Consider the following 21,891-nt stretch of genomic DNA (forward strand, 5'->3'; position numbering starts at 1 on the left):
GCGGTCTTCACCGCGCGCACCGTCTCCGAACTGGCCGGCGTGGTCCGCGCCCATGCCCGCACACAGCTGCGCCGCCCGGAGCCGGGCGCCACCACGCGCACCAGCGCACGAGGGGAATGACATGAACGACCAGATCTCCGGCGCACCCGGGCCGAACAACTTCGACGACTTGGACGACACCGCCCTCGACGCGCTGCTCGAACAGCGGCTGAACGACCGGGCCGCGGGCGGAACGGAAGCCGCCATCCAGCCGGTCGACGACGGCGTGCCCGCTCCCCTGTCCTTCGGCCAGGAGCGGCTGTGGTTCCTCGACCAGTACGAGTCCGGGGGCATCGAGTACACCTCTTCCGTCGGGCTGCGGCTGACCGGCGAGCTGAACACCGGCGCGCTCGCCGACGCGCTCGGCCGGCTCGTCGCCCGCCACGAACCGCTGCGCACCACCTTCGCCACCGCCGAGGGCCGGGCGCACCAGGTCGTGCGCCCGGCCACCCCGGTGGACCCGGACACCACGGACCTCGGCGGCCTGCCCGAGGAGGCCCGGCAGGCGCGGGTGGACGAACTGCTGCGGGCCGAGCTGAGCCGCCCCTTCGACCTCGCCGAGGGACCGCTGCTGCGGGCGGTGCTGCTGCGTCTGGGCGCCGCCCGGCACACGCTGCTGCTCACCATGCACCACATCGCGGCCGACGGCTGGTCCAAGGGCGTGATCGCCCACGAGCTGGGCGAGCTGTACGCGGCCGCGCTGGAGGGCCGCGAGCACCGGCTGCCGCCGCTGCCGGTGCGCTACCGCGACTACGCCGCCTGGCAGCGCGAACACCTCACCGACGACCGATGGCAGTCCCAACTGGACTTCTGGAAGCACACGCTGACCGGGGTGGAGCCGCTGGAGCTGCCCACCGACCGGCCCCGGCCCGCCGTCCGCACCACCAACGGGGCCCTGGCGCCCTTCAGCGTCCCCGCCGAGGTCACCCGGCGCCTGACCGAGCTGGGGCAGCGGCACGGCGGCACGCTGTTCTCGGTGCTCGTGGCCGCCTCCCAGGTGCTGCTGGCGCGCTACTCCCGCCAGCGGGACGTGGCGGTGGGCACCGTGACCGTCGGCCGGGACCGCAGCGAACTGGAGCCGCTGGTCGGCTTCTTCGTCAACACCCTCGTGGTGCGCTCGGAGGTGGACACCGACCTGCCGTTCACCGACTTCCTCGGGCGGGTCACCGACACCGTGTGGGACGCCCTGGCCCACCAGGACATCCCCTTCGACCGGCTGGTGGACGCGCTGCACATCGAGCGGGACCCCGGCCGCACCCCGCTGGTGCAGGCCGCGGTGGTCCTGCAGAACACCCCCGGCGGCGAGATCGGTCTGCCGGGCCTGGAGGTCACCGAGTTCCGCCCGCCGTCGGTGTCCTCGATCTTCGACCTGACGCTGGAGTTCACCGAGACGGCGTCGGGGGAGCTGACCGGCACCGTCGAGTACAACACCGACCTGTTCGACGCCGCCACCATGGCCCGCCTCACCGGCCACCTGGGCGTGCTGCTCGAGGGCATCGTGGCCGACCCGCACCGCCCGGTCGGCGGCCTGCCGCTGCTGACCGAGGCCGAACTGCACACCCTCACCCGCGAGTGGGGCCACAACCGCGTCCCCTACCCGGCCGACGCCACCGTGCACGGACTGGTCGCCGACCGGGCCGAGCGCGGACCGGACGCCATCGCGGTCGACGGCGGAACGGACCGGCTCACCTACCGCGAGCTGGACGAGCGCGCCAACCGGCTCGCCCACCACCTCATCGCCCGGGGCGCCGAGCCCGGCGGCTACGTCGCGGTCTGCCTGCCGCGCGGCGCCGACTTCTACCTGGCCCTGCTCGCCGTGCTCAAGGCGGGATGCGCCTACGTGCCGCTGGACCAGGACCATCCGGCCGAGCGGCTGGCGTACATCCTGGACGACACCGGGGCGCGGCTGTGCCTGACCGACCGGGAGCACAGCGCCCGGCTGCCCTCCGGCCGGGCCCGTACGATCCTGCTGGACGAGGACGCCGACGCCGTCGCCGCCTGCCCACCGCAGGCCCCCCAGGTGGCCGTCGGGCCGGGCGACGCCGCGTACGTGCTGTACACCTCCGGCTCCACCGGCACACCGAAGGGCGTCGTCGTCGAGCACCGCTCGATCGTCCGCCTGGTCACCGAGGTCGACTACGCGCCACTGCGCGAGGACGACGTGGTGGCCCAGGCCGCGGACGTCACCTTCGACGCCGCCACCTTCGAGATCTGGGGCGCTCTGGCGGCCGGGGCGCGCGTGGTGCCGATGGGACGGGAGACGCTGCTCGACGCGCGGGCGCTGCGGGAGGCCGTCGAACGGCTGGGCATCACCACCATGTGGCTGACCGCCGGGGTGTTCGACCAGGTCGCGGCCGTCGACCCGACCGCGTTCGGCAGCCTGCGCAACCTGCTGTTCGGCGGGGACGCGGTGAACCCGCGCCGGGCCGCGCAGGTCCTGGCGGCCGCGCCGCCGGGGCGCCTGGTCAACGGCTACGGCCCCACCGAGACCACCACCTTCGCCACCTGGCACCACGTCCGCGAGGCCGATGGGACCACCCCGGTCCCCATCGGCCGCCCCATCGTCAACACCTCGGTGTACGTCCTCGACGAGCGCCGGGGGCCGGTCCCCACGGGCGTCCCCGGCGAGCTGTACATCGGCGGCCCCGGCGTGGCCCGCGGCTATCTGGGCCGGCCCGAGCTGACCGAGGAACGCTTCGTCGCCGACCCGTTCACCGACGCCCCGGGCGCCCGGCTGTACCGCACCGGCGATCTGGTGCGGTGGCGGGACGACGGCACCCTGGAGTTCCTGGGCCGCACCGACAACCAGGTCAAGATGCGCGGCTACCGCATCGAACCGGGCGAGATCGAGTCCGTACTCGAACAGCACCCCGAAGTGGCCGCCGCCGCGGTGGTGGCGCGCCGGGACGGCGACCGCAAGCAACTCGTGGGCTACGTACGCCACCGCGGGCAGACGCCTCCCGAACCCGCCGAGCTGCGCGCCTTCACCGAGGCCCGGCTGCCCGGCTATCTGGTCCCGTCCGCCTTCGTGGCGCTCGCCGAGTTCCCCCTCACCGCCAGCGGCAAGCTGGACCGGCGCGCCCTGCCCGCCCCCGCCGCGCGGCACACCCCGGACACCGACCACGCCGCTCCGCGCGGCGAGGCCGAAGAGGCCCTGGCGAAGGTGTGGTCCGATGTGCTCGGCATCGAGCGCGTGGGCACCCGCGACAACTTCTTCGACCTCGGCGGGGACTCCATCCTCAGCATCCAGGTCGTCGCCAGGGCCCGGCAGGCGGGCTGGGCCCTGACCTCCAAGGACGTCTTCGCCCGGCAGACCGTGGCGGAACTGGCGCGGGCGGCGGTGCCCGTCACCTCCGCCGCCGACACCGGCCCGGTCACCGGCGAGGCACCGCTCACCCCCGTACAGCGCTGGTTCTTCGCCCACCACACCCGCGCGCCGCACCACTTCAACCAGTCCGTGCTGCTCACCCTCGCCCCGGACACCGACGAACAGGCGCTGGCGGCGGCGCTGCGCGCCGTGGTGCGGCACCACGACGCGCTGCGGATGCGCTTCAGCGGCCAGGGGGACGACGTCCGCCAGGTCAATCTGCCCACGGAGGAGGACACCCCGCTGGAGCGGGTCGATCTGGGCCACCTCGACGACGAGGAGCGGCGGCGCGCCACGGCCGCGCTGGCCGAACGGGCCCAGGCCGGGCTCGACCTCGCCGACGGCCCGCTGCTGCGCGCCCTGCTCTTCACCGGAGCCCCCGGCAGCCCCTCCCAGCTGTTCCTGACCGTCCACCACCTGGTCGTGGACGGGGTGTCGTGGCGGATCCTGCTGGAGGACCTGGAGCGGGCCTGCCGGCAGACGGCGGCGGGCCGCCCGGTGGAACTGGGCGCCAAGACCACGTCCTTCCGCGACTGGGCCCACCGCCTGGCCGGGCACACCGAGGCCGGTGGCTTCGACGCCGAGCTGGACCACTGGCGGGAGGTGGCCGCCCACCCGGCCGCGCCGCTGCCCGCCGACCGGGCCGGCGAGAACACCATGGCGTCGGTGCGCCACGTGAGCGCCGGGCTGGACGCCGAGGCGACGGACGCCCTGCTGCACAAGGTCCCGGCCGTCTACCGCACCCAGGTCAACGACATCCTGCTCACCGCGCTCGGCCAGGCCCTGTGCCGCTGGACCGGCGACGAGCGGGTGGTCGTCGACCTGGAGGGACACGGCCGCGAGGAGATCCTGGACGGGGTCGATCTCTCGCGGACCGTGGGCTGGTTCACCTCGATCTTCCCCGTGCTGCTGACCGTCCCCGCGGGGACGGCGGCGGGCGACCTGATCAAAGCGATGAAGGAGAGCCTGCGCGCGGTTCCGCGGCGCGGCATCGGCTACGGCGCCCTGCGGTACCTGGCCGGTGACCGGTCCGCGCTGCCCGAGGGTTCCCCCGCCGTCAGCTTCAACTACCTGGGCCAGTGGCAGGACGACGGCGGCGACGGGCTCTACGCGGCCCGCGCGTTCGACTTCGGCCGCGACCACAGCCCGCTGGAGGCGCGCCCGCACCTGCTGGACATCGTCGGCGAAGTACGCTGCGGGCGACTGGAGTTCACCCTCCACTACTCGCGTGACATCCACGACGAGAAGACCGTGCGCGCCCTGGCCGAGAGCCTGGTCGGCGCGGTGCGCGCCCTGATCGACCACTGCCTGTCGCCGGGCACCGGCGGCGCCACCCCGTCCGACTTCCCGCTGGCCGGTCTCGACCAGGCCGCCGTCGACCGGCTGGCCGGGCCCGGCACCCGGGTCGAGGACATCTACCCGCTCACCCCCATGCAGAGCGGCATGCTCTTCCACGCGCTGACCGAGCCGCACGGCGCCTACCTCGACCACGTCTCCTTCCTCCTGGAGGGCGCGGGCGACGCCGACGCGCTGGAGACCGCGTGGCGGCGGGTCGCCGACGCGACCCCGGCGCTGCGCAGCCACCTGGTGTGGGAAGGCGTCGAACGCCCCCTGCAGGTCGTACGGCGCGACGCCCGGCCGGACATCAGCACCCTGGACTGGCGCGGCCACGACGAGGACGAGCGGGCCCGGCTGCTCACCGAGCTGGTGGCCCGGGAGCGCGGCGCGGGCATGGACCTGGCCGCCGGGCCGCTGACCCGGCTGGTGCTGGCGCGGGAGCGGGACGACACCGTACGCGTGGTGTGGACCTTCCACCACATCGTCCTCGACGGCTGGAGCACCTCCGGGATCCTCGCCGACGTCTTCGCCCACTACCGCGCCCTCGCCGACGGGACGGGGGCCGAGCCCGTCCCGGCCCGGCCCCCGTTCCGGGACTACGTCCAGTGGCTCGGCCGCCAGGACGCCGCCCGGGCGGAGGAGTACTGGCGGGGCGCGCTGGCCGGGCTGCACTCGCCCACCCCGCTCCCCTACGACCGCCGCCCCGCCCCGGGACACGAGTCGGAGGCCGCCGAGCGGGTCACCGTGGAGCTGTCGGCGGAGGACTCCACCGCGCTCACCGAGCACGCCCGCGGCCACCGGCTCACCCTCAACACCGTGGTCCAGGGAGCCTGGGCCCTGCTGCTGTCCCGCTACAGCGGCGAGGAGGACGTGTGCTTCGGCGCCACCGTCTCCGGACGCCCGGCCGACCTGCCGGGGGTGGCGGCGATGGTCGGCAACTTCCTCAACACCCTGCCGGTGCGCACCCGGGTGGCCGAGGACCACAACCTGCTGGCCTGGCTGCGGGGACTGCAGGAGGAGCAGATCGAGGCCCGGCGCCACGAGTACGCGCCGCTGCCCCAGGTGCAGGCCGTCTCACAACTCCCGCGCGGTGTGCGGCTCTTCGACAGCATCGTGGTCTTCGAGAACTATCCGGGCAACGAGGAGGCGGCGGCCGCGCACGGGCTGGCGGTCACCGGTGTCACCGCGGTGGACACCACCAGCTATCCGCTGGACCTGACCGTCTACCTCGACGGTGACCGACTGGCCATCCAACTCGCCTACGAACCGGCCCTGTTCGACCGGGCCCGGGTGGCGCGCATGACCGGGCACCTGGAAGCGCTGCTGTGCGGCATGGCCGGTGGCCTCGACCGGCCGCTCGCGGAGCTGGCCATGCTCCCCGGGCACGAGCGGGCGCGGGCGCTCGGCGAATGGAGCGGCCGGCCCCTCCCGTTCGACGAGAACACCTGTCTGCACGAGCTGATCACCCGGCAGGCCCGGCGCACCCCGGACGCCGAGGCGGTGGTCTACGGCACGGCCTCGCTGACCTACGCCGAACTGGACGAGGCGGCCGACCGGCTGGCGCAGGAACTGGCCGCGCACGGCGTGGGCCCGGATTCGGTGGTGGCCATCTGCGTGGAGCGCGGGCCGCACATGGTCGTGGCCCTGCTGGGGGTGCTCAAGGCCGGTGGCGCCTATCTCCCGCTGGACCCGGCACACCCGGCCGAGCGGATCGCGTACCTGCTGACCGACAGCGCCGCCGAGCTGGTCCTCACCCAGGCCGCGGTGGCCGGGCGGCTGCCCGGTGGGGTGCCGGTCCTCCGGCTGGACGAGGAGTGGCCGCGGATCGCCGAGCTGCCCGCGCGGACCCCGGAGTCCGGGGTCACGCCCGGTCATCTGGCCTACGTCATCTACACCTCCGGCTCCACCGGACGGCCCAAGGGCGTCATGGTCGAGCACCGCAGTGTCGTCTTCGCCGCCGCGTCCTGGGGACAGGTGTACCGGCTGGCGGAGGAGCCGCCGGCCCGGCAGCTCAACGTGGCCAGCATGTCGTTCGACGTGTTCGTCTCCGACCTGGCGCACGCGCTGTGCCACGGCGGCGCCCTGGTCATCGCGCCCTCCGAGGCCACCACCGACCCCGGGCTGCTGCTGGACCTGATGCGCGGGGCCCGCGTGACCCACATGGAGACCGTGCCGTCGCTGGCGGCCGCGGTGGCCGAGGAGGCGGAGCGGCGGGGCACCGGGCTTCCCCCGCTGCGGGTCCTCGCCGTCGGCTCCGACAACTGGCGGACACACGACTGCCGCAGGCTCCTGGCGCAGGCGTCCGAGGGCACCGTGTTCCTCAACTCCTACGGGGTCACCGAGGCCACCGTCGAGTCGTGTGTGTACCCGGTGCGCGCGGACCGGCTGCCGGAGGGCGCCGGGGTGCCCGTGGGGCAGGCCATTCCCGGCGCGCGCACCTATGTGCTGGACGAGGCGCGGCGGCCGGTCCCGGTGGGCGTCGTGGGCGAGCTGTACCTCGGCGGCCCCGGCGTGGCCCGGGGCTATCTGAACCGGCCCGAGCTGACCGGGGAACGGTTCGTGCCCGACCCGTTCGCCACCGCGCCCGGAGCCCGGCTGTACCGGACGGGCGACCTGGTACGCCGGCGGGCCGACGGTGACATCGAGTTCGCCGGGCGGGCCGACGACCAGGTCAAGATCAGGGGCTTCCGGATCGAACTGGCCGAGGTCGAGGCCGCCATGCGGCGGCATCCGTCGGTGGCCGACGCGGTGGTCGCCGCACGGCAGGACGACGGAGCCCCCGCCCGCCTGGTCGGCTACGCCGTGCCCGCGCCGGGGCGGCCGTTCGCCGCCGTGGAGCTGCGCGCCCACCTCAAGGACACGCTGCCGGGGTACATGGTGCCCGCGGCGTTCGTCGAGCTGCCCGGGCTGCCGCTGAACGCCAACGGCAAGGTCGACCGCCGCGCCCTGCCCGCCCCGGACACCGGGGGCCGGCACACCACCGGCCATGTGCCGCCGCGCGACCGGATGGAGGAGGCCCTCGCCGAGGTGTGGGCCGATGTCCTGCGGGTCGACCGGGTGGGGGTCGAGGACAACTTCTTCGACCTCGGCGGGGACTCCATCTTGAGCATCCAAGTCGTGACCCGAGCACGGCAGAAGGGGATTACGTTGTCGTCCAAGGACATATTCGCCCACCAGACCGTCGCCGAGCTGGCGTTCGCGACGACCGCCGCCGAGACGGCGGAGCAGGCCGCCGGCACCGGGCGCGCCGAGCCGGTGGTGGGCCGGGCGCCGCTGACGCCGATCCAGCGCACCTTCTTCGGCCGTCACACGGCCGCACCCCACCACTACGACATGTCGGTGCTGGTGGAGCTGGACCGGATGCCCGACACCGCGGCGCTGCGCCGTGCCCTCGACGCCCTGCTCGACCACCACGACCAGCTGCGGGCCCGCTACACCTCCAGTTACGGACGCTGGCAGCAGGAGGTGACACCGGCGGGCGCCACCTGGCCACTGGAGGAGGTGGACCTGGCCGGGCAGGACGCGCCCGAGGAGGCGATGCGGCAGGCCGCGGCGCGCGCCCAGGCCGGGTTCGACCTCACGGCCGGGCGGCCGGTGGCCGCGCTGCTGTTCCACCTGGGCGACGGCGCCGGCCGGCTCTTCCTGACGGCCCACCACCTCGTCGTCGACGCGGTGTCCTGGCATCTGCTGCTCACCGATCTGGAGACCGCGTACGCGCAGGCGGCCACCGGGCGGACGGTGGACCTGGGTGAGAAGACCACCTCCTTCCGCGACTGGGCGCTGCGGCTGTCCGAACACACCGCGGCGGGCGGCTTCGACGCCGAGCTGGACCACTGGGTGGCCACCGGCCGCCGGGCCGAACCGGACCTGCCGGTCGATCGCCGCGGCGAGGCGACGGTCGCCTCGGCGGACGAGGTACGGGTGGTGCTCGGCGAGGAGGACACCCGGGCGCTGCTGCACGACGTCCCCGCCACGTACCGCACGCAGGTCAACGACGTCCTGCTCACGGCGCTGGGCGCCGCGCTGGCCGGCTGGACCGGCCGGGAGAGCGTGCTGTTCGACCTGGAGGGCCACGGCCGCGAGGACCTGTTCGACGGCGTCGACACCAGCCGTACCGTCGGCTGGTTCACCAGTGGCTTCCCCGTGTCCCTGACCCCGTTCGGCGAGGACTGGGGCGAGCGGCTGAAGTCGGTCAAGGAGCAGCTGCGCACGGTGCCGCGACGTGGCATCGGCTACGGCGCGCTGCGCCATCTGAGCCCGGCGGGCTCGCCCGCCGAGATCCTCGCCGAGGCTCCGCGCGCCCAGGTGTGCTTCAACTACCTGGGCCAGGCCGATGACGCGGCGTTCGGCGACGGGCTGGTCCGCGGGGTCCGGCTGGGCTTCGGCACGGAGCAGGCGGCCGAGGAGTCGCTGGAATACCTGCTGGACATCGTGGCCCAGGTCCGGGGCGGCCGGCTGGAGATCACCCTGTTCCACTCCTCGGCGGTGCACGACACGGCGACCGTCGAGGGGTTCGGGACACGGCTCGCGGACGCGCTGCGCGGCATCGTCGCGCACTGCGCGACGGCCGGGCCCGGCGGCGCCACGCCCTCGGACTTCCCGCTGGCGCGGGTGGACCAGCACACGCTGGACCAGCTCACCGAGCACGGCGGCCGCATCGACGACCTCTACCCGCTGACGCCCATGCAGAGCGGGCTGCTGTTCCACAGCCTGGACGAGTCCGGCGACGGCGAGGGCATCTACCTGGGGCATCTGTCGTTCGTCCTGGACGGCGTCGACGACCTGCCGGCCCTGGCCGAGGCGTGGCAGCTGCTGACCGACCGCACACCGATCCTGCGCACCGCCGTCGTGTGGGAGAACGTGGACGACCCGCTGCAGGTGGTGCACCACGGGGTGCGGATGCCGGTGGAGGTGCTGGACTGGACCGGGCTCGGCGAGTCCGAGCGCGCCGCGCGCTTCGAAAGGCTGCTGGACGAGGAGCGGGCACGGAGCATGGACCTGACGGTCGCGCCGCTGTCCCGGGTCACCCTGATCGCCGAGACGGACCGCAGCGTCCGCACCGTGTGGACCTCGCACCACGTCCTGCTCGACGGCTGGAGCAGCGCCGATCTGCTGGCCGAGCTGCTGGAGCACTATCTGCGGGTGCGCGGCCTCAAGGAGGGCCCGCTGCCGGCCCGGCGGCCGTTCCGCGACTACGTGGCCTGGCTGGACCGCCAGGACCCGCAGGCCGCCGAGCAGCACTGGCGCCGGGTGCTGGAGGGCCACACCGAGCCGACCCCGCTGCCCGTCGACCACGACCTGCCCGGCACCGAGTGGACCGGCTCGCGGGCCCGGGTGTCCTTCCAGCTCCCAAGGGACGTCTCCGACCGGCTCGGCGAGCTGGTCAAGCGCCACCGGCTCACGGTCAACACCCTCGCGCAGGGCGCCTGGGCGCTGCTGCTGTCGCGCTACTCTGGGAACGCGGACGTGTGCTTCGGTTCGGCGGTGTCCGGGCGGCCCGCCGACCTTCCGGGCGTGGAGTCGATCGCGGGCATCTTCATCAACAACATCCCCGTGCGCACCCGCGTCGACGGTGAGCGGCGGCTGCTGGACTGGCTGGCCGACCTGCAGCGGGAGCAGACCGAGGCGCGCAGCTACGAATTCGTGTCGCTGTCGCAGATCCGCGGCTGGGCGCAGGTGCCGGCGGGCACCAGCCTGTACGACAGCTACATCGTGGTCGAGAACTATCCGTACGAGGGCGAGATGGGCGCCGAGTACGGGGTGAGCCTGCGCGACCCGCAGGCGCTGGAGTTCACCAACTTCCCCATGGTGCTGGCCGTGTTCCCGGCCGGGCGGCTGGGTCTGCGGCTCGCCTACGACCCGGTGCTGTTCGAGCCGGAGACGGCCGAGCGCGTCATGGCCGAGCTGCGCGCGCTGCTGGAGGAGATCGCCGAGGCCCCGGAGCGCACGGTGGCCCAGCTCGGCGAGCTGAGCACCGAGCACCGGCGCGAGGTGCTCACCGCCCACCAGGGCCCGCGGGTCACCTTCGACGACCGTCCGGTGCACCAGCTGTTCGCCGAGCAGGCGGTGCGCACCCCGGAGGCCGTCGCCGTGGTCGGCGAGGACGGCCGGCTCACCTTCGCCGAACTGGACACGGCCGCCAACCGGCTGGCGCACCACCTGGCCGAGCGGGGCGTCGGCTCCCAGACGCCGGTGGCGGTCCTCCTGGAGCGCGGCACCGACATGATCACGGCGCTGCTGGCGGTGCTCAAGGCGGGCGGCATCTACGTCCCCGTCGACGCGGCGGCGCCCGCCGAGCGGCTGTCGCTGCTCCTGGAGGACACCGCGGCACCCGTGGTGGTGACCCACGGCGGTCTGCGCGAACGGATCCCGCAGGGCCCGGCCGTCGTCGCCCTGGACGAGGAGCGGGAGCGGATCGCGGCCCGCCCCAACGCCGCGCCCGGGATCGCGGTCTCCCCCGACGCGGCGGCGTACATCATCCACACCTCCGGTTCGACCGGGCGCCCCAAGGGCGTGGTGGTCGAACACCGCGGTCTGGCCAACCTGTTCGACAGCCATCGGCGCACCGTGTTCGGCCCGGTCCGGGCCACCGCGGACGGCCGGCCGCTGCGGGTGGCGCACCTGGCCCCGGCATCCTTCGACGCCTCGTGGAACCCGGTGCTGTGGATGGTCGACGGCAACGAGCTGCACATCGTCGACGACCGCACCCGCCGGGACGCCCAGGCCCTGGCCGACCACGTGGCCGGCCAGGGCATCGAGTTCCTGCAGACCACGCCGTCGTACCTCCAGCAGCTGGCCGACACCGGGCTGCTGGAGCGTCCCGGGCTGCGGCTGCGCGGTCTGGCGCTGGGCGGCGAGCCGGTGGGCCAGGAGCTGTGGGAGCGGCTGCGGGCCCGCCCGGAGCTGATGAGCTTCAACTTCTACGGCCCCACCGAGTGCACGGTGGACACCGTGATGACGCGGCTGGCCGACAGCGACCGCCCGGTGATCGGCCGCCCGGTGCAGAACACCCGGGCCCACGTCCTCGACGAGGCGCTGCGCGTCCTGCCGGTCGGTGCCCCCGGCGAGCTGTGCCTGTCCGGTGCCGGGTTGGCCCGGGAATACCTCAACCAGCCCGAGCAGACCGCGCGTTCCTTCGTGGCGGCGCCGTTCGGCTCCGGTGAACGCCTCTACCGCACCGGAGACCGGGTGCGCCGGCTGCCCGACGGGACGCTGGAGTACCTGGGCCGCCTGGACCACCAGATCAAGCTGCGCGGCTACCGCATCGAGCCGGGCGAGATCGAGCACGCGCTGACCGGCCACCCGGACATCGCGGAGGCGGTGGTCCTGGTGCGCGGCGAAGCGGAGGCCCGGCGGCTGGTCGGGTACGTCCGGGTGGCCGAGCCGGACTCCTTCGACGCCACCGCGCTGACCGGCTACCTCGCGAACCGGCTGCCGGACTACATGGTGCCGCCCGCGCTGGTGCCGCTGGCGGAGTTCCCCCTGAACCCCAACGGCAAGGTGGACCGCGAGGCCCTGCCCGTGGAGGGGGCCCCTCGGGCCGCCGACGGCGGGTTCGTCGAGCCGCGGACCGACACCGAGAAGGCGCTCGCGAAGATCTGGGCCGATGTGCTGGAGGTGGAGCGGGTCGGCGCCCACGACAACTTCTTCAACCTCGGCGGGCACTCGATCCTCAGCCTCAAGACCCTCTCCCAGATCAAGCGCGCCTTCGGCGTCCGGCCCTCGTTCCGGGAACTGCTCGGCACGCCCACCCTCTCCGGCTTCGCCGAGCTGATCGAAGAGGCGCTGGTACGGGAGCTGGAGCGGGCCGCGGCCGAGGAGACCGCGGCGGACGGCGCCGCCGGCGCGGAACGGAAGGCGTGAGGACATGTCCCCATCACTCGAGGACAGGATCGCCGCGCTGCCGGCGCACCTGCGCGAGCAACTGCTGCGCCGCATGGCCGGAGCGTCCGCTCCGGGCGAGGACGGCGGCCCCGCCGAGGACGACGCGGCCACCGAACCGGCCATCGCCACCGTGCCCCGCACCGGTCCGCTGCCGATGTCCTTCTCCCAGCAACGCCTGTGGTTCCTGCACGAGTTGGAGCCCGACGCGGTCGGCTACAACTCCTGCTTCGGACTGCGGCTGACCGGTGAGCCGGACGCCGGGGCCCTGCGGCGCGCCGTCACCGGCGTGGTGCGGCGGCACGAGGCCCTGCGCACCACTTTCGACACGGTCGGCGGAACGCCGGTGCAGATCCCGCACGACACGTTCGACGTCCCCTTCGAACGCGTCGACCTGAGCGGCCTCGCCGGCCCCGAGCGGTCCGCGGAGCTGGACCGGGTGGTGGCGCGGGACGTGGCCCGGCCGTTCGACCTGCGCACCGGACCGCTGCTGCGGGTGCTGCTGGTGCGCCTGGCGGAGCGCGAGCACATCCTCGTCCTGACGCTGCACCACATCAACCACGACGGCTGGTCGATGAGCGTCTTCACCCGCGAGTTCGGTGAGCTGTACCGGGCGGAGCGGGAGGGCCGCGAGGCCGCCCTGGCGCCGGTGCCGCTGCAGTACGCCGACTTCGCGGTGTGGCAGCGCGCGCGGCTGTCGCGGGACGCGCTGGCCCGGTCGCTGGAGTACTGGAAGGAGCGGCTGGCCGGCCTGACGCCGCTGGAGCTGCCGACCGACCGCCCCCGGCCGCCGGTGCGCACCTCGGCGGGCGACGTGGAGTCCTTCGACGTGGCGGCCGGTGTGGCGGACGAGCTGCGCGCGGTGTCACAGCGGTGCGGGGCCACTCTGTTCATGACGCTGACCACGGCGGTCCAGGCGCTGCTGGCCCGCTGGACCGGGCAGTCCGACATCGCCGTCGCCACGCCGGTGGCCGGACGCAAGCACCCCGGCCTGGAGGAGGTGGTCGGCTTCTTCCTGAACACCCTGGTGCTGCGCGCCCAGGTCGAGCCCGGCCTGTCGTTCGCCGAGCTGCTGAGGCGGGGCAGCGAGTCCGTGCTCGACGCCTTCGAGCACGAGGACGTGCCCTTCGAGCAGGTCGTGGACGCGGTACAGCCCCAGCGGGACGCCGGGCGGATGCCCTTGGCGCAGGTCCTGGTCGTCCTGCAGAACGCCCCGGAGGCGCGGCTGGAGCTGAGCGGGCTGAACGTCGAACAGCACCGGCTCCCCCAGGCCAGCACGGGTTTCGACCTCGTCCTCGGCTTCGAGGAGCGGGCCGACGGATCGCTGGGCGTGGACGTGGAGTACAGCGGCGACCTGTTCGAGGCCGCCACGGTACGGCGGCTGTGCGGACACCTCGTGACGCTGCTCGGCTCGATCGCGGCCGCTCCCGACCGGCCCGTCGCGGAGCTGGCGCTGCTGACCGATGACGAGCACCGGCGGCTGACCACCGAGTGGTCGCGCACCCCCGCGCCCGATGTGGACGAGGTGTGCGTGCACGAACTGGTCGCCCGGCGCGCGGCCGAGCACCCCGGCGCGGTCGCCGTGGAGTGCGGCGGCCGGGAGCTGACGTACGGCGAACTCGACGCGCGTGCGGACGAGTTGGCGCGAAGGCTGACGGGTCTGGGGGTCACCCCCGGTTCCGTGGTGGGCGTCTGTCTCGACCGCGGCCCGGACCTGGTGGTGGCCACTCTCGCCGCGCTCAAGGCGGGCGCCGCGTTCCTCCCGCTGAACGTGACCTCCCCGCCCGCCCGGCGTGCGCTGATGCTCACCGAGACCGAGGCGCCGGTGGTGCTGACCCAGCGCTCCCTGCTCGGGGAGTTCGCGGATACGGCGAGCCGTACGGTCGCCGTGGACGAGCCGTGGCCCGGCAGCGGGGCCGGGGATGCCACCGGTGCGCCGCGGGTGACGCCGGAGGCGCTGGCGTACGTCATCTACACCTCCGGGTCCACCGGCGTCCCCAAGGGCGTGCTGCTCGGCCATCGCGGACTGGTCAACATGGTCACCGCGTGCGCCCGCCGGTTCCGGCTCGGCGTGGGCAGCCGGGTCCTCCAGCTGTCCTCGCTCAGCTTCGACGGCGCCGTATGGGAGACCTTCGTCGCCCTCACCTCCGGCGCCACCCTGTGCCTGCCCGAGAGCGGCGCCGACGCCATCGGCCCGGAGCTGGTCGCGGGCCTGGCCAAGGGCGGCCCGGTGCTGATGAGCCTGCCGCCGGCGGCCCTCGCGGCGCTGGAACCGGCCGGCCTCGCCGCCGGCTCGACCGTGCTGGCGGTCGGCGACCGCTGCCCGGTCGAACTGGCCCGCGCCTGGTCGGCCCGGCACCGCTTCGTCAACGGCTACGGGCCCACCGAGGCGACCATCGGCGCCACCTTCTTCGAGGGCGAGATCCCCGCGGACGCGGTCCGGCTGCCCATCGGCAAGCCGATCGCGGGCGTGGAGGTGTACGTCCTGGACGAGGCGCTGCGGCCGGCGCCCGTGGGCGTGACCGGTGAGCTGTACATCGGCGGACGCGGCGTGGCCCAGGGCTACCTCGGCCGCCCCGACCTGACCGATCAGCGCTTCGTACGCCACCCCTTCACCGACGATCCCGCAGCCAGGCTGTACCGCACCGGCGACGTGGGCGCCTGGCTCCCCGGCGGGGACATCGACTTCCGGGGGCGCACCGACGACCAGGTCAAGATCCGGGGATTCAGGATCGAGCTGGGCGAGATCGAGACCGCGCTGGCGCGGGTGCCCGGTGTGGACCAGGCGTGTGTCCTGGCGCTGGACCACGGGCGGCGCAAGCAGCTGGTCGGCTATGTGGTGCCCGCCGCGGGCACCGAGGCCGAGCCCGGCCGCCTGCGCGACGAACTGGCCGCCGTGCTGCCCGAGTTCATGGTCCCGTCCGCCTTCGCCGTACTGGACCGGCTGCCGCTGACCACACACGGCAAGGTGGACCGGGCCGCCCTCGCCACGGTGCCGGTGACCGCCCGCCAGGAGCATGTGGCGCCACGCACCGAGACGGAGAAGTCCCTGGCCGAGATCTTCCGCACGGTCCTGGGCGTGGAACGCGTCGGCATGTACGACGGCTTCTTCGACCTGGGCGGCGACTCCATCCTGTCCACCCAGGTGGTCTCCCGCGCCCGGCGCGCTGGACTGGACCTGACCGTCAAGGAGCTGTTCCAGCACAAGACGGTGGCCCAGCTCGCGGCGGTGGTGCGCACCCTGGACGGCGCCGGGGCGGGCGAGGACGAGCGGCAGGAGACGGGGCCGGTGCCGCTGACCCCGGTGCAGCACTGGTTCTTCGGCACCCACACCGTCAATCCGCACCACTTCAACCAGTCCGTCATGCTCGTACTTTCGCCGGACACCGACGCCACCGCACTGCGCGCCGCCCTGGAAGCCATCGTCGGCCACCACGACGCGCTGCGGCTGCGCTTCACCCGTGACGACGGCGGGTGGGCGCAGGAGGTCACCGCGTCCGCGGAGGGCCGCTGGCACTTCGCGCGGCTCGACCTGTTCGACCTCCCGGACGAGCAGGTGCGGGACCGCGTCGACGAGGCGGTGCTGGCCTGCCAGAGGAGCCTGGACATCACCGAAGGGCCGCTGCTGCGCGCGCTGCTGATCGACCCGGGCAAGGGCCGTCCGCCGCAGCTGTTCCTCACGGCGCACCACCTCGTCGTGGACGGTGTCTCCTGGCGCGTCCTGCTCGACGATCTGCGGATCGCGTACGGGCAGCTGGCGGCCGGGAAGCCGGCCGACCTCGGCCCGCGCAGCACCTCCTTCGCCCAGTGGGCGCGGCGGCTGAACGAGTTCACCGCGACGGGCGGCTTCGACGGCGAGGCCGACCACTGGCGGGCCGCCACCGCGCACACCGCCCCGGTCCCCGAGCCGGGCCCGGCGGGGGACGTGCGGACGGTGCGGGGGCAGCTGAGCACCGAGGACACCGACGCCTTGCTGCGCCGCGTCCCGGGTGTGTACCGCGCCCGTATCAACGAGGTGCTGCTGGCCGCGCTCGGCCGCGCGCTGACCGCGTGGACCGGCCAGGAGCGCACCCTGATCGACCTGGAGGGCCACGGCCGGGAGGACCTCTTCGAGGGCGTCGACCTGTCCCGTACGGTCGGGTGGTTCACCGCCGCCCACCCGGTGGCGCTGGCCGTCCCGGCCGACGCGCCGATGCCCGCGGCGGTCCGCACGGTCAAGCGGCAGCTGCGCGCCGTGCCCCGCAACGGCATCGGCTACGGCGCGCTGCGCCATCTCGGCGCCGACCGGCCCGGCGGCGCGCCGATGGAGCCGGTGCGGCCGCTGGCCGGCTTCAACTACCTGGGGCAGTGGGGTTCCGGCTTCACCGGGAACGAGCTGGTGACGGGCTACCTGCCGCACGGCGGACGGGAACACGAGCCCGCGGAGCGACGGGTGTACCCGCTGGACGTCGTGGGCTCCGTGGAGAACGGGCGACTGGAGTTCGGCTGCGCCTACTCCCCCGGCCAGTACTCCGGGGAATCCATCACCGCACTGCTGGCCGGGATGCTGGACGGCTTGCGTGAGCTGGTGCGCGAGGCCACCTGAACGCCGCCCTTCCGCCCCGCCTTCGACACCGTTTCAGGAGAGACATGACGCACCGAGCCCAGTCCGCCGCCCCCGCCCGTGAGGCCCGTCGGCGCCGCTATCTGATGTGCCGGCCCACGCACTTCGACGTCACCTATCGCATCAACCCGTGGATGGACCCGGCCAAGCCCGTGGACACCGACCTGGCCATCACCCAGTGGGAGAAGCTGCGGACGCTCTATCTGGAGCTGGGCCACCGGGTGGAGCTGATCGACCCGCTCCCGGGCCACCCCGACATGGTCTACGCGGCCAACGGCGCCACGGTGATCGACGGCAAGGTCCTGGGCGCCCGCTTCCGCAACACCGAACGGGCCGCCGAGGGACCGGCCTACCTCGCGTGGTTCCGGGACAACGGCTTCGCGGAACTGCTCGACCCCGCACACGTCAACGAGGGCGAAGGCGACTTCCTGGTCACGGGGAGCCGGGTGCTGGCCGGGACCGGCTTCCGCAGCACGCCCCAGTCGCACGCCGAGGCCGAGGAGTTCTTCGGCCGCCCCGTCGTCAGCCTGGAGCTGATCGACGAGCGCTACTACCACCTGGACACCGCCCTGGCGGTGCTCTCCGACGACGAGGTGATGTACAACCCGGAGGCCTTCTCGCCCGGTAGCCGCGCCGTGCTGGAGCGACTGTTCCCCGGCGCGGTGCTCGCCTCACCGGAGGACGCGGCGGTGTTCGGGCTCAACGCGGTCGGCGACGGGCGCCACGTGGTGCTGCCCGAGGCGGCCACCGGCTTGGCGCGGCAATTGCGCGAGCGCGGCTTCGAGCCGATCGGCATGGACTTGAGCGAACTCCTCAAGGGGGGCGGCAGCGTCAAGTGCTGCACCCTCGAAGTGCGCGAGCCCACCGCCTGACCCTCCTCTCCTCTCCTTCACCTACCGCCCGACCGGAGACCCTTCATGACCCAGCTCAACGCCGCACCCGACGCGGTGACGGCCCTCGCCGACGACCGGGTGGTAACGGCCCCCGTGAGCCCCGAGCCCTTCCTGTTGCGCATCGAGTCCACCGACCCGGGGCTGCGCCTGGACCAATGGATCGGCGCCCATCACGCGGCCCTCACCGACGCGCTCCGGCGCCACGGCGCCCTGCTCTTCCGCGGTTTCGCGGTCGACGGCCCCGAGGCGTTCGGGAGCGCGGCCCGCGCGTACTCGCCCCATCTGCTGGACTACCTGGAACGGGCCGCGCCGCGCACCGAGATCGTCGACAAGGTCTTCACCTCCACCGAGCTGGCCGCCGACCGGTGGATCAGCTTTCACCACGAGATGTCCTACTCCCACAACTGGCCCAGCACGCTGTACTTCTACGGAGACCGCCCCTCCGCGCACGGCGGCGCCACCCCGGTGGCCAGCGAGCGCGCGGTCTTCCCGAGGATCCCCGCCGGGATCCGCGAGCGCTTCCGGCGCCACGGCGTCGCTTACGTGCGCAACTACAACCCCGGACTCGACATCCCCTGGCAGGACGTCTTCCAGACCACGGACCGGGCGGAGGTGGAGGCGTACTGCCGTGCCTCGCACACCGAGTTCACCTGGGTCGGCGAGGACGGGCTGCGCACCCGCTCGGTGCGCCAGGCCGTGGCCCGGCATCCGCACACGGGCGAGACCGTGTGGTTCAACCACGCCCACCTGTGGCACATCTCCACCCTCCCCGACGAGGTGGCGGACTATCTGCTGGACGAATACGGCCCGGAGGGCGTGCCCCGCAACGCGTTCTACGGGGACGGCAGCCCCATCGAGGACGAAGCGGTGGAGCTGATCGGCAACCTCTACCAGGAGGCCGCGGTGTCGCTGCCGTGGCAGCGCGGGGACGTCCTCGTGGTCGACAACTTCCTGGCCACCCACGCCCGCGAGCCGTTCAGCGGCGACCGCCGCATCCTCGTGGCCATGTCCGACCTGTATGTGAACGAAGACCTCTGAGCCGTTCCCGGCGGCCGCCGGACAGGGGCCCGTGGTGGCGTTTGCCCCGGCATCCCGTAGGGCACCTGGGGTCGGACGATTCCGTCCGACCCCAGCGGCCGGGAGGTGCCCCGTGAACCAGCACGAACAGCGTCATCCGGTGGAGCGGCAACCACAGCCGGAGTTCCCCCAGCAGGACCAGGCGCACCCCGGTGAGACCGAACCCATGGAGCCCAGGCCCGACCACGGCGAGGACAGCTACGAGGGCCACGGGCTGCTGGAGAACCGGCGCACGGTGATCACCGGGGGCCAGGGACTGGCCGGCAACCTCGCCGAGCGCGGGGCCCGGGTCAACGCCGTCGCCCCGGGCCCCATGTGGACCCCGCTGATCCCCGCCACGCTGCCCGACACCTCCGAGTTCGGCGCGCAGAGGCCCCTGAACCGCCCGGCCCAGCCCGCCGAGATGGCCCCCGCGTATGTGTTCCTGGCATCGCAGCAGGCCGGCTACATCACGGCGGAGATCGTCAATGCCACCGGGGGCACGCCGCTGCCCTAGGTGTCTTGCGCCAAACGGGCGTCCCGGCGTGGTGCGGGATGCCGGGACGATGCGCAGTGTGTAGATCTTGGTACGGGCCCCGCGCTCCCCCGCACGCCATGACGAGAGGAAGACTTGTGTCACTCAAAGTGTCCGACTACATCCTCCAGCGCCTGCGTGAGTGGGACGTCGAACACGTCTTCGCCTACGCGGGCGACGGCATCAACGGCCTGCTCGCCGCCTGGGAGCGGGCCGGCAACAAGCCCCGGTTCGTCCAGGCCCGGCACGAGGAAATGGCCGCCTTCGAGGCCGTCGGCTACGCCAAGTTCTCCGGACGCGTGGGGGTGTGCGCGGCGACGTCGGGCCCCGGCGCCATCCACCTGCTGAACGGCCTGTACGACGCCAAGCTCGACCACGTGCCGGTGGTGGCGATCGTCGGCCAGACCAACCGCAGCGCCATGGGCGGCTCCTACCAGCAGGAAGTCGACCTGCTGAATCTCTACAAGGACGTGGCCGCCGAATTCTGCGAGATGGTCACCGTCCCCGAGCAGCTCCCCAACGTCCTGGACCGCGCCATGCGCACGGCCCGCGCCAAGCGCACGGTGACCGCCGTCGTCATCCCGGCCGATGTGCAGGAGCTCGACTACTCCCCGCCGACCCACGCGTTCAAGATGGTGCCCTCCAGCCTGGGCATGGCCTCCTACGCGCCCATCCCGGCCGCCGCCGACCTGGACCGCGCCGCCGACGTGCTCAACGCCGGGGAGAAGGTGGCGATCCTCATCGGCCAGGGCGCCCGAGGAGCCCGCGCCGAAGTCGAGGAACTCGCCGATGTGCTCGGCGCCGGGGTGGCCAAGGCCCTCCTGGGCAAGGACGCCCTCCCCGACGACCTGCCGTACGTCACCGGTGCCATCGGGCTGCTGGGCACCCGGCCCTCCTATGAACTGATGCGGGAGTGCGACACCCTGCTCGTCATCGGCTCCAGCTTCCCCTACACCCAGTTCATGCCGGACCTCGACCAGGCCCGTGCCGTGCAGATCGACATCGACCCCTTCATGGTCGGCCTGCGGTACCCCTTCGAGGTCAACCTCGTCGGGGACTCCCGGGAGACGGTCAAGGCCCTGCTTCCGAAGCTGAAGCGCAAGAAGCACGGCTCGTGGCGCAAGAAGATCGAGAAGAACACCGCCCGCTGGTGGAAGGTCATGGAACGGCGCGCCGCCGTGGACGCCGACCCCATCAACCCCGAATACGTCGTCCACGCGCTCGACGCCCTGCTCCCCCACGATGTGATCCTGGCCGCCGACTCCGGCTCGGCCGCCAACTGGTACGCACGCCACCTGCGCATCCGTGGGGAGATGCGCGGCTCGCTGTCCGGCACGCTCGCCACCATGGGCCCCGGCGTCCCGTACGTCATCGGCGCCAAGTTCGCGCACCCCGACCGGCCGACGCTGGCCATCGTGGGCGACGGCGCCATGCAGATGAACGGCATGGCCGAGCTGATCACCGCGGCCAAGTACTGGCCCGAGTGGCAGGACCCCCGGCTGATCGTCGCCGTGCTCAACAACCAGGACCTCAACCAGGTCACCTGGGAGATGCGCGCGATGTCCGGCGCCCCGCAGTTCCTGCCCTCCCAAGCGCTGCCCGACGTGCCGTACGCGGACTTCGCCCGCTCCATCGGTCTGGACGGGGTGCAGGTGGAGACTCCGGACGGGGTGGAATCCGCCTGGCACAAGGCGCTGGGCGCCGACCGCCCCTTCGTCATCGACTTCCGCACCGATCCCGCCGTGCCCCCGATTCCCCCGCACGCCAGTCTCGACCAGATCGAGGCCGCGGCCTCGGCCATCGCCAAGGGCGACAGCGACCGCGCGGACATGGTCCGCCAGGGCGTCAAGGCCAAGATCCAGGAGTTCCTGCCGGGCAAGAGCCACCGTCAGGAACGGAAGGACTGACCGGGATCCTCGTCGGCGCCGAGCCGCACCGCCGCCTCCAGCAGTTGGGCGTGGACGAACGCCTGGGGCAGGTTGCCGCGGAGCTGGCGCCGGCGGACGTCGTACTCCTCGGCGAACAGCCCCGGCGGGCCGCAGGCGGCCCGGGTGCGTTCGAACCAGCGGAAGGCGCTGACGGGATCGCGCTGGCGGTGGGCGGCGAGCGCCATCATGAAACCGCACAGCAGGAAGGCTCCCTCGGCCTCCTCCAGGGGCTGGTCGTCGTGGCGGAAACG

At 73.4% G+C, this 21,891-nt stretch carries 7 protein-coding genes; 6 read left to right on the forward strand and 1 reads right to left on the reverse strand.

Annotated features, from left to right (window positions below; all coding sequences use genetic code 11):
• The first annotated feature begins 121 nt into the window (after window positions 1–121).
• The 6 genes from ASC60_RS33765 to ASC60_RS33790 all read left to right on the forward strand — a co-directional run bounded on the left by ASC60_RS33765 (window position 122) and on the right by ASC60_RS33790 (window position 21,619).
• A complete protein-coding gene (locus tag ASC60_RS33765; protein WP_055557519.1) occupies window positions 122–12,607 on the forward strand; it encodes a non-ribosomal peptide synthetase in 12,486 nt (4,161 codons plus the stop codon).
• A 4-nt stretch (window positions 12,608–12,611) separates the two neighbouring features.
• Window positions 12,612–17,210 carry a non-ribosomal peptide synthetase gene (locus ASC60_RS33770; RefSeq protein ID WP_055557520.1) on the forward strand — a complete coding sequence of 1,533 codons (4,599 nt, stop codon included), beginning with the start codon at window positions 12,612–12,614 and terminating at the stop codon, window positions 17,208–17,210.
• Window positions 17,211–17,254: 44 nt separating this feature from the next.
• The gene (gene ddaH, locus ASC60_RS33775; RefSeq protein ID WP_055557521.1) at window positions 17,255–18,100 is read left to right on the forward strand and encodes a dimethylargininase; all 846 of its coding nucleotides are present in this window, start codon (window positions 17,255–17,257) and stop codon (window positions 18,098–18,100) included.
• A 45-nt stretch (window positions 18,101–18,145) separates the two neighbouring features.
• Window positions 18,146–19,159, forward strand: coding sequence for a TauD/TfdA family dioxygenase (locus ASC60_RS33780; protein WP_055557522.1), 1,014 nt, complete (start codon window positions 18,146–18,148; stop codon window positions 19,157–19,159).
• 112 nt (window positions 19,160–19,271) lie between these two features.
• Complete coding sequence (locus ASC60_RS33785) at window positions 19,272–19,694, forward strand: SDR family oxidoreductase (RefSeq protein WP_055557523.1); 423 nt, start codon at window positions 19,272–19,274, stop codon at window positions 19,692–19,694.
• Window positions 19,695–19,792: 98 nt separating this feature from the next.
• Entirely contained in the window at window positions 19,793–21,619 is a 1,827-nt protein-coding gene (locus tag ASC60_RS33790; protein ID WP_055557524.1) for a thiamine pyrophosphate-requiring protein, read from the forward strand.
• Here the strand turns inward: ASC60_RS33790 and ASC60_RS33795 are convergent.
• On the reverse strand, window positions 21,601–21,891 hold a 291-nt coding region (locus ASC60_RS33795), incomplete at its 5' end, for a glycoside hydrolase family 15 protein (RefSeq protein ID WP_055557525.1). The genes ASC60_RS33790 and ASC60_RS33795 overlap by 19 nt on opposite strands.

Origin of the sequence: Streptomyces sp. NBRC 110028 (genome assembly GCF_001417735.1) — a bacterium.
GTDB lineage: Bacteria > Actinomycetota > Actinomycetes > Streptomycetales > Streptomycetaceae > Streptomyces.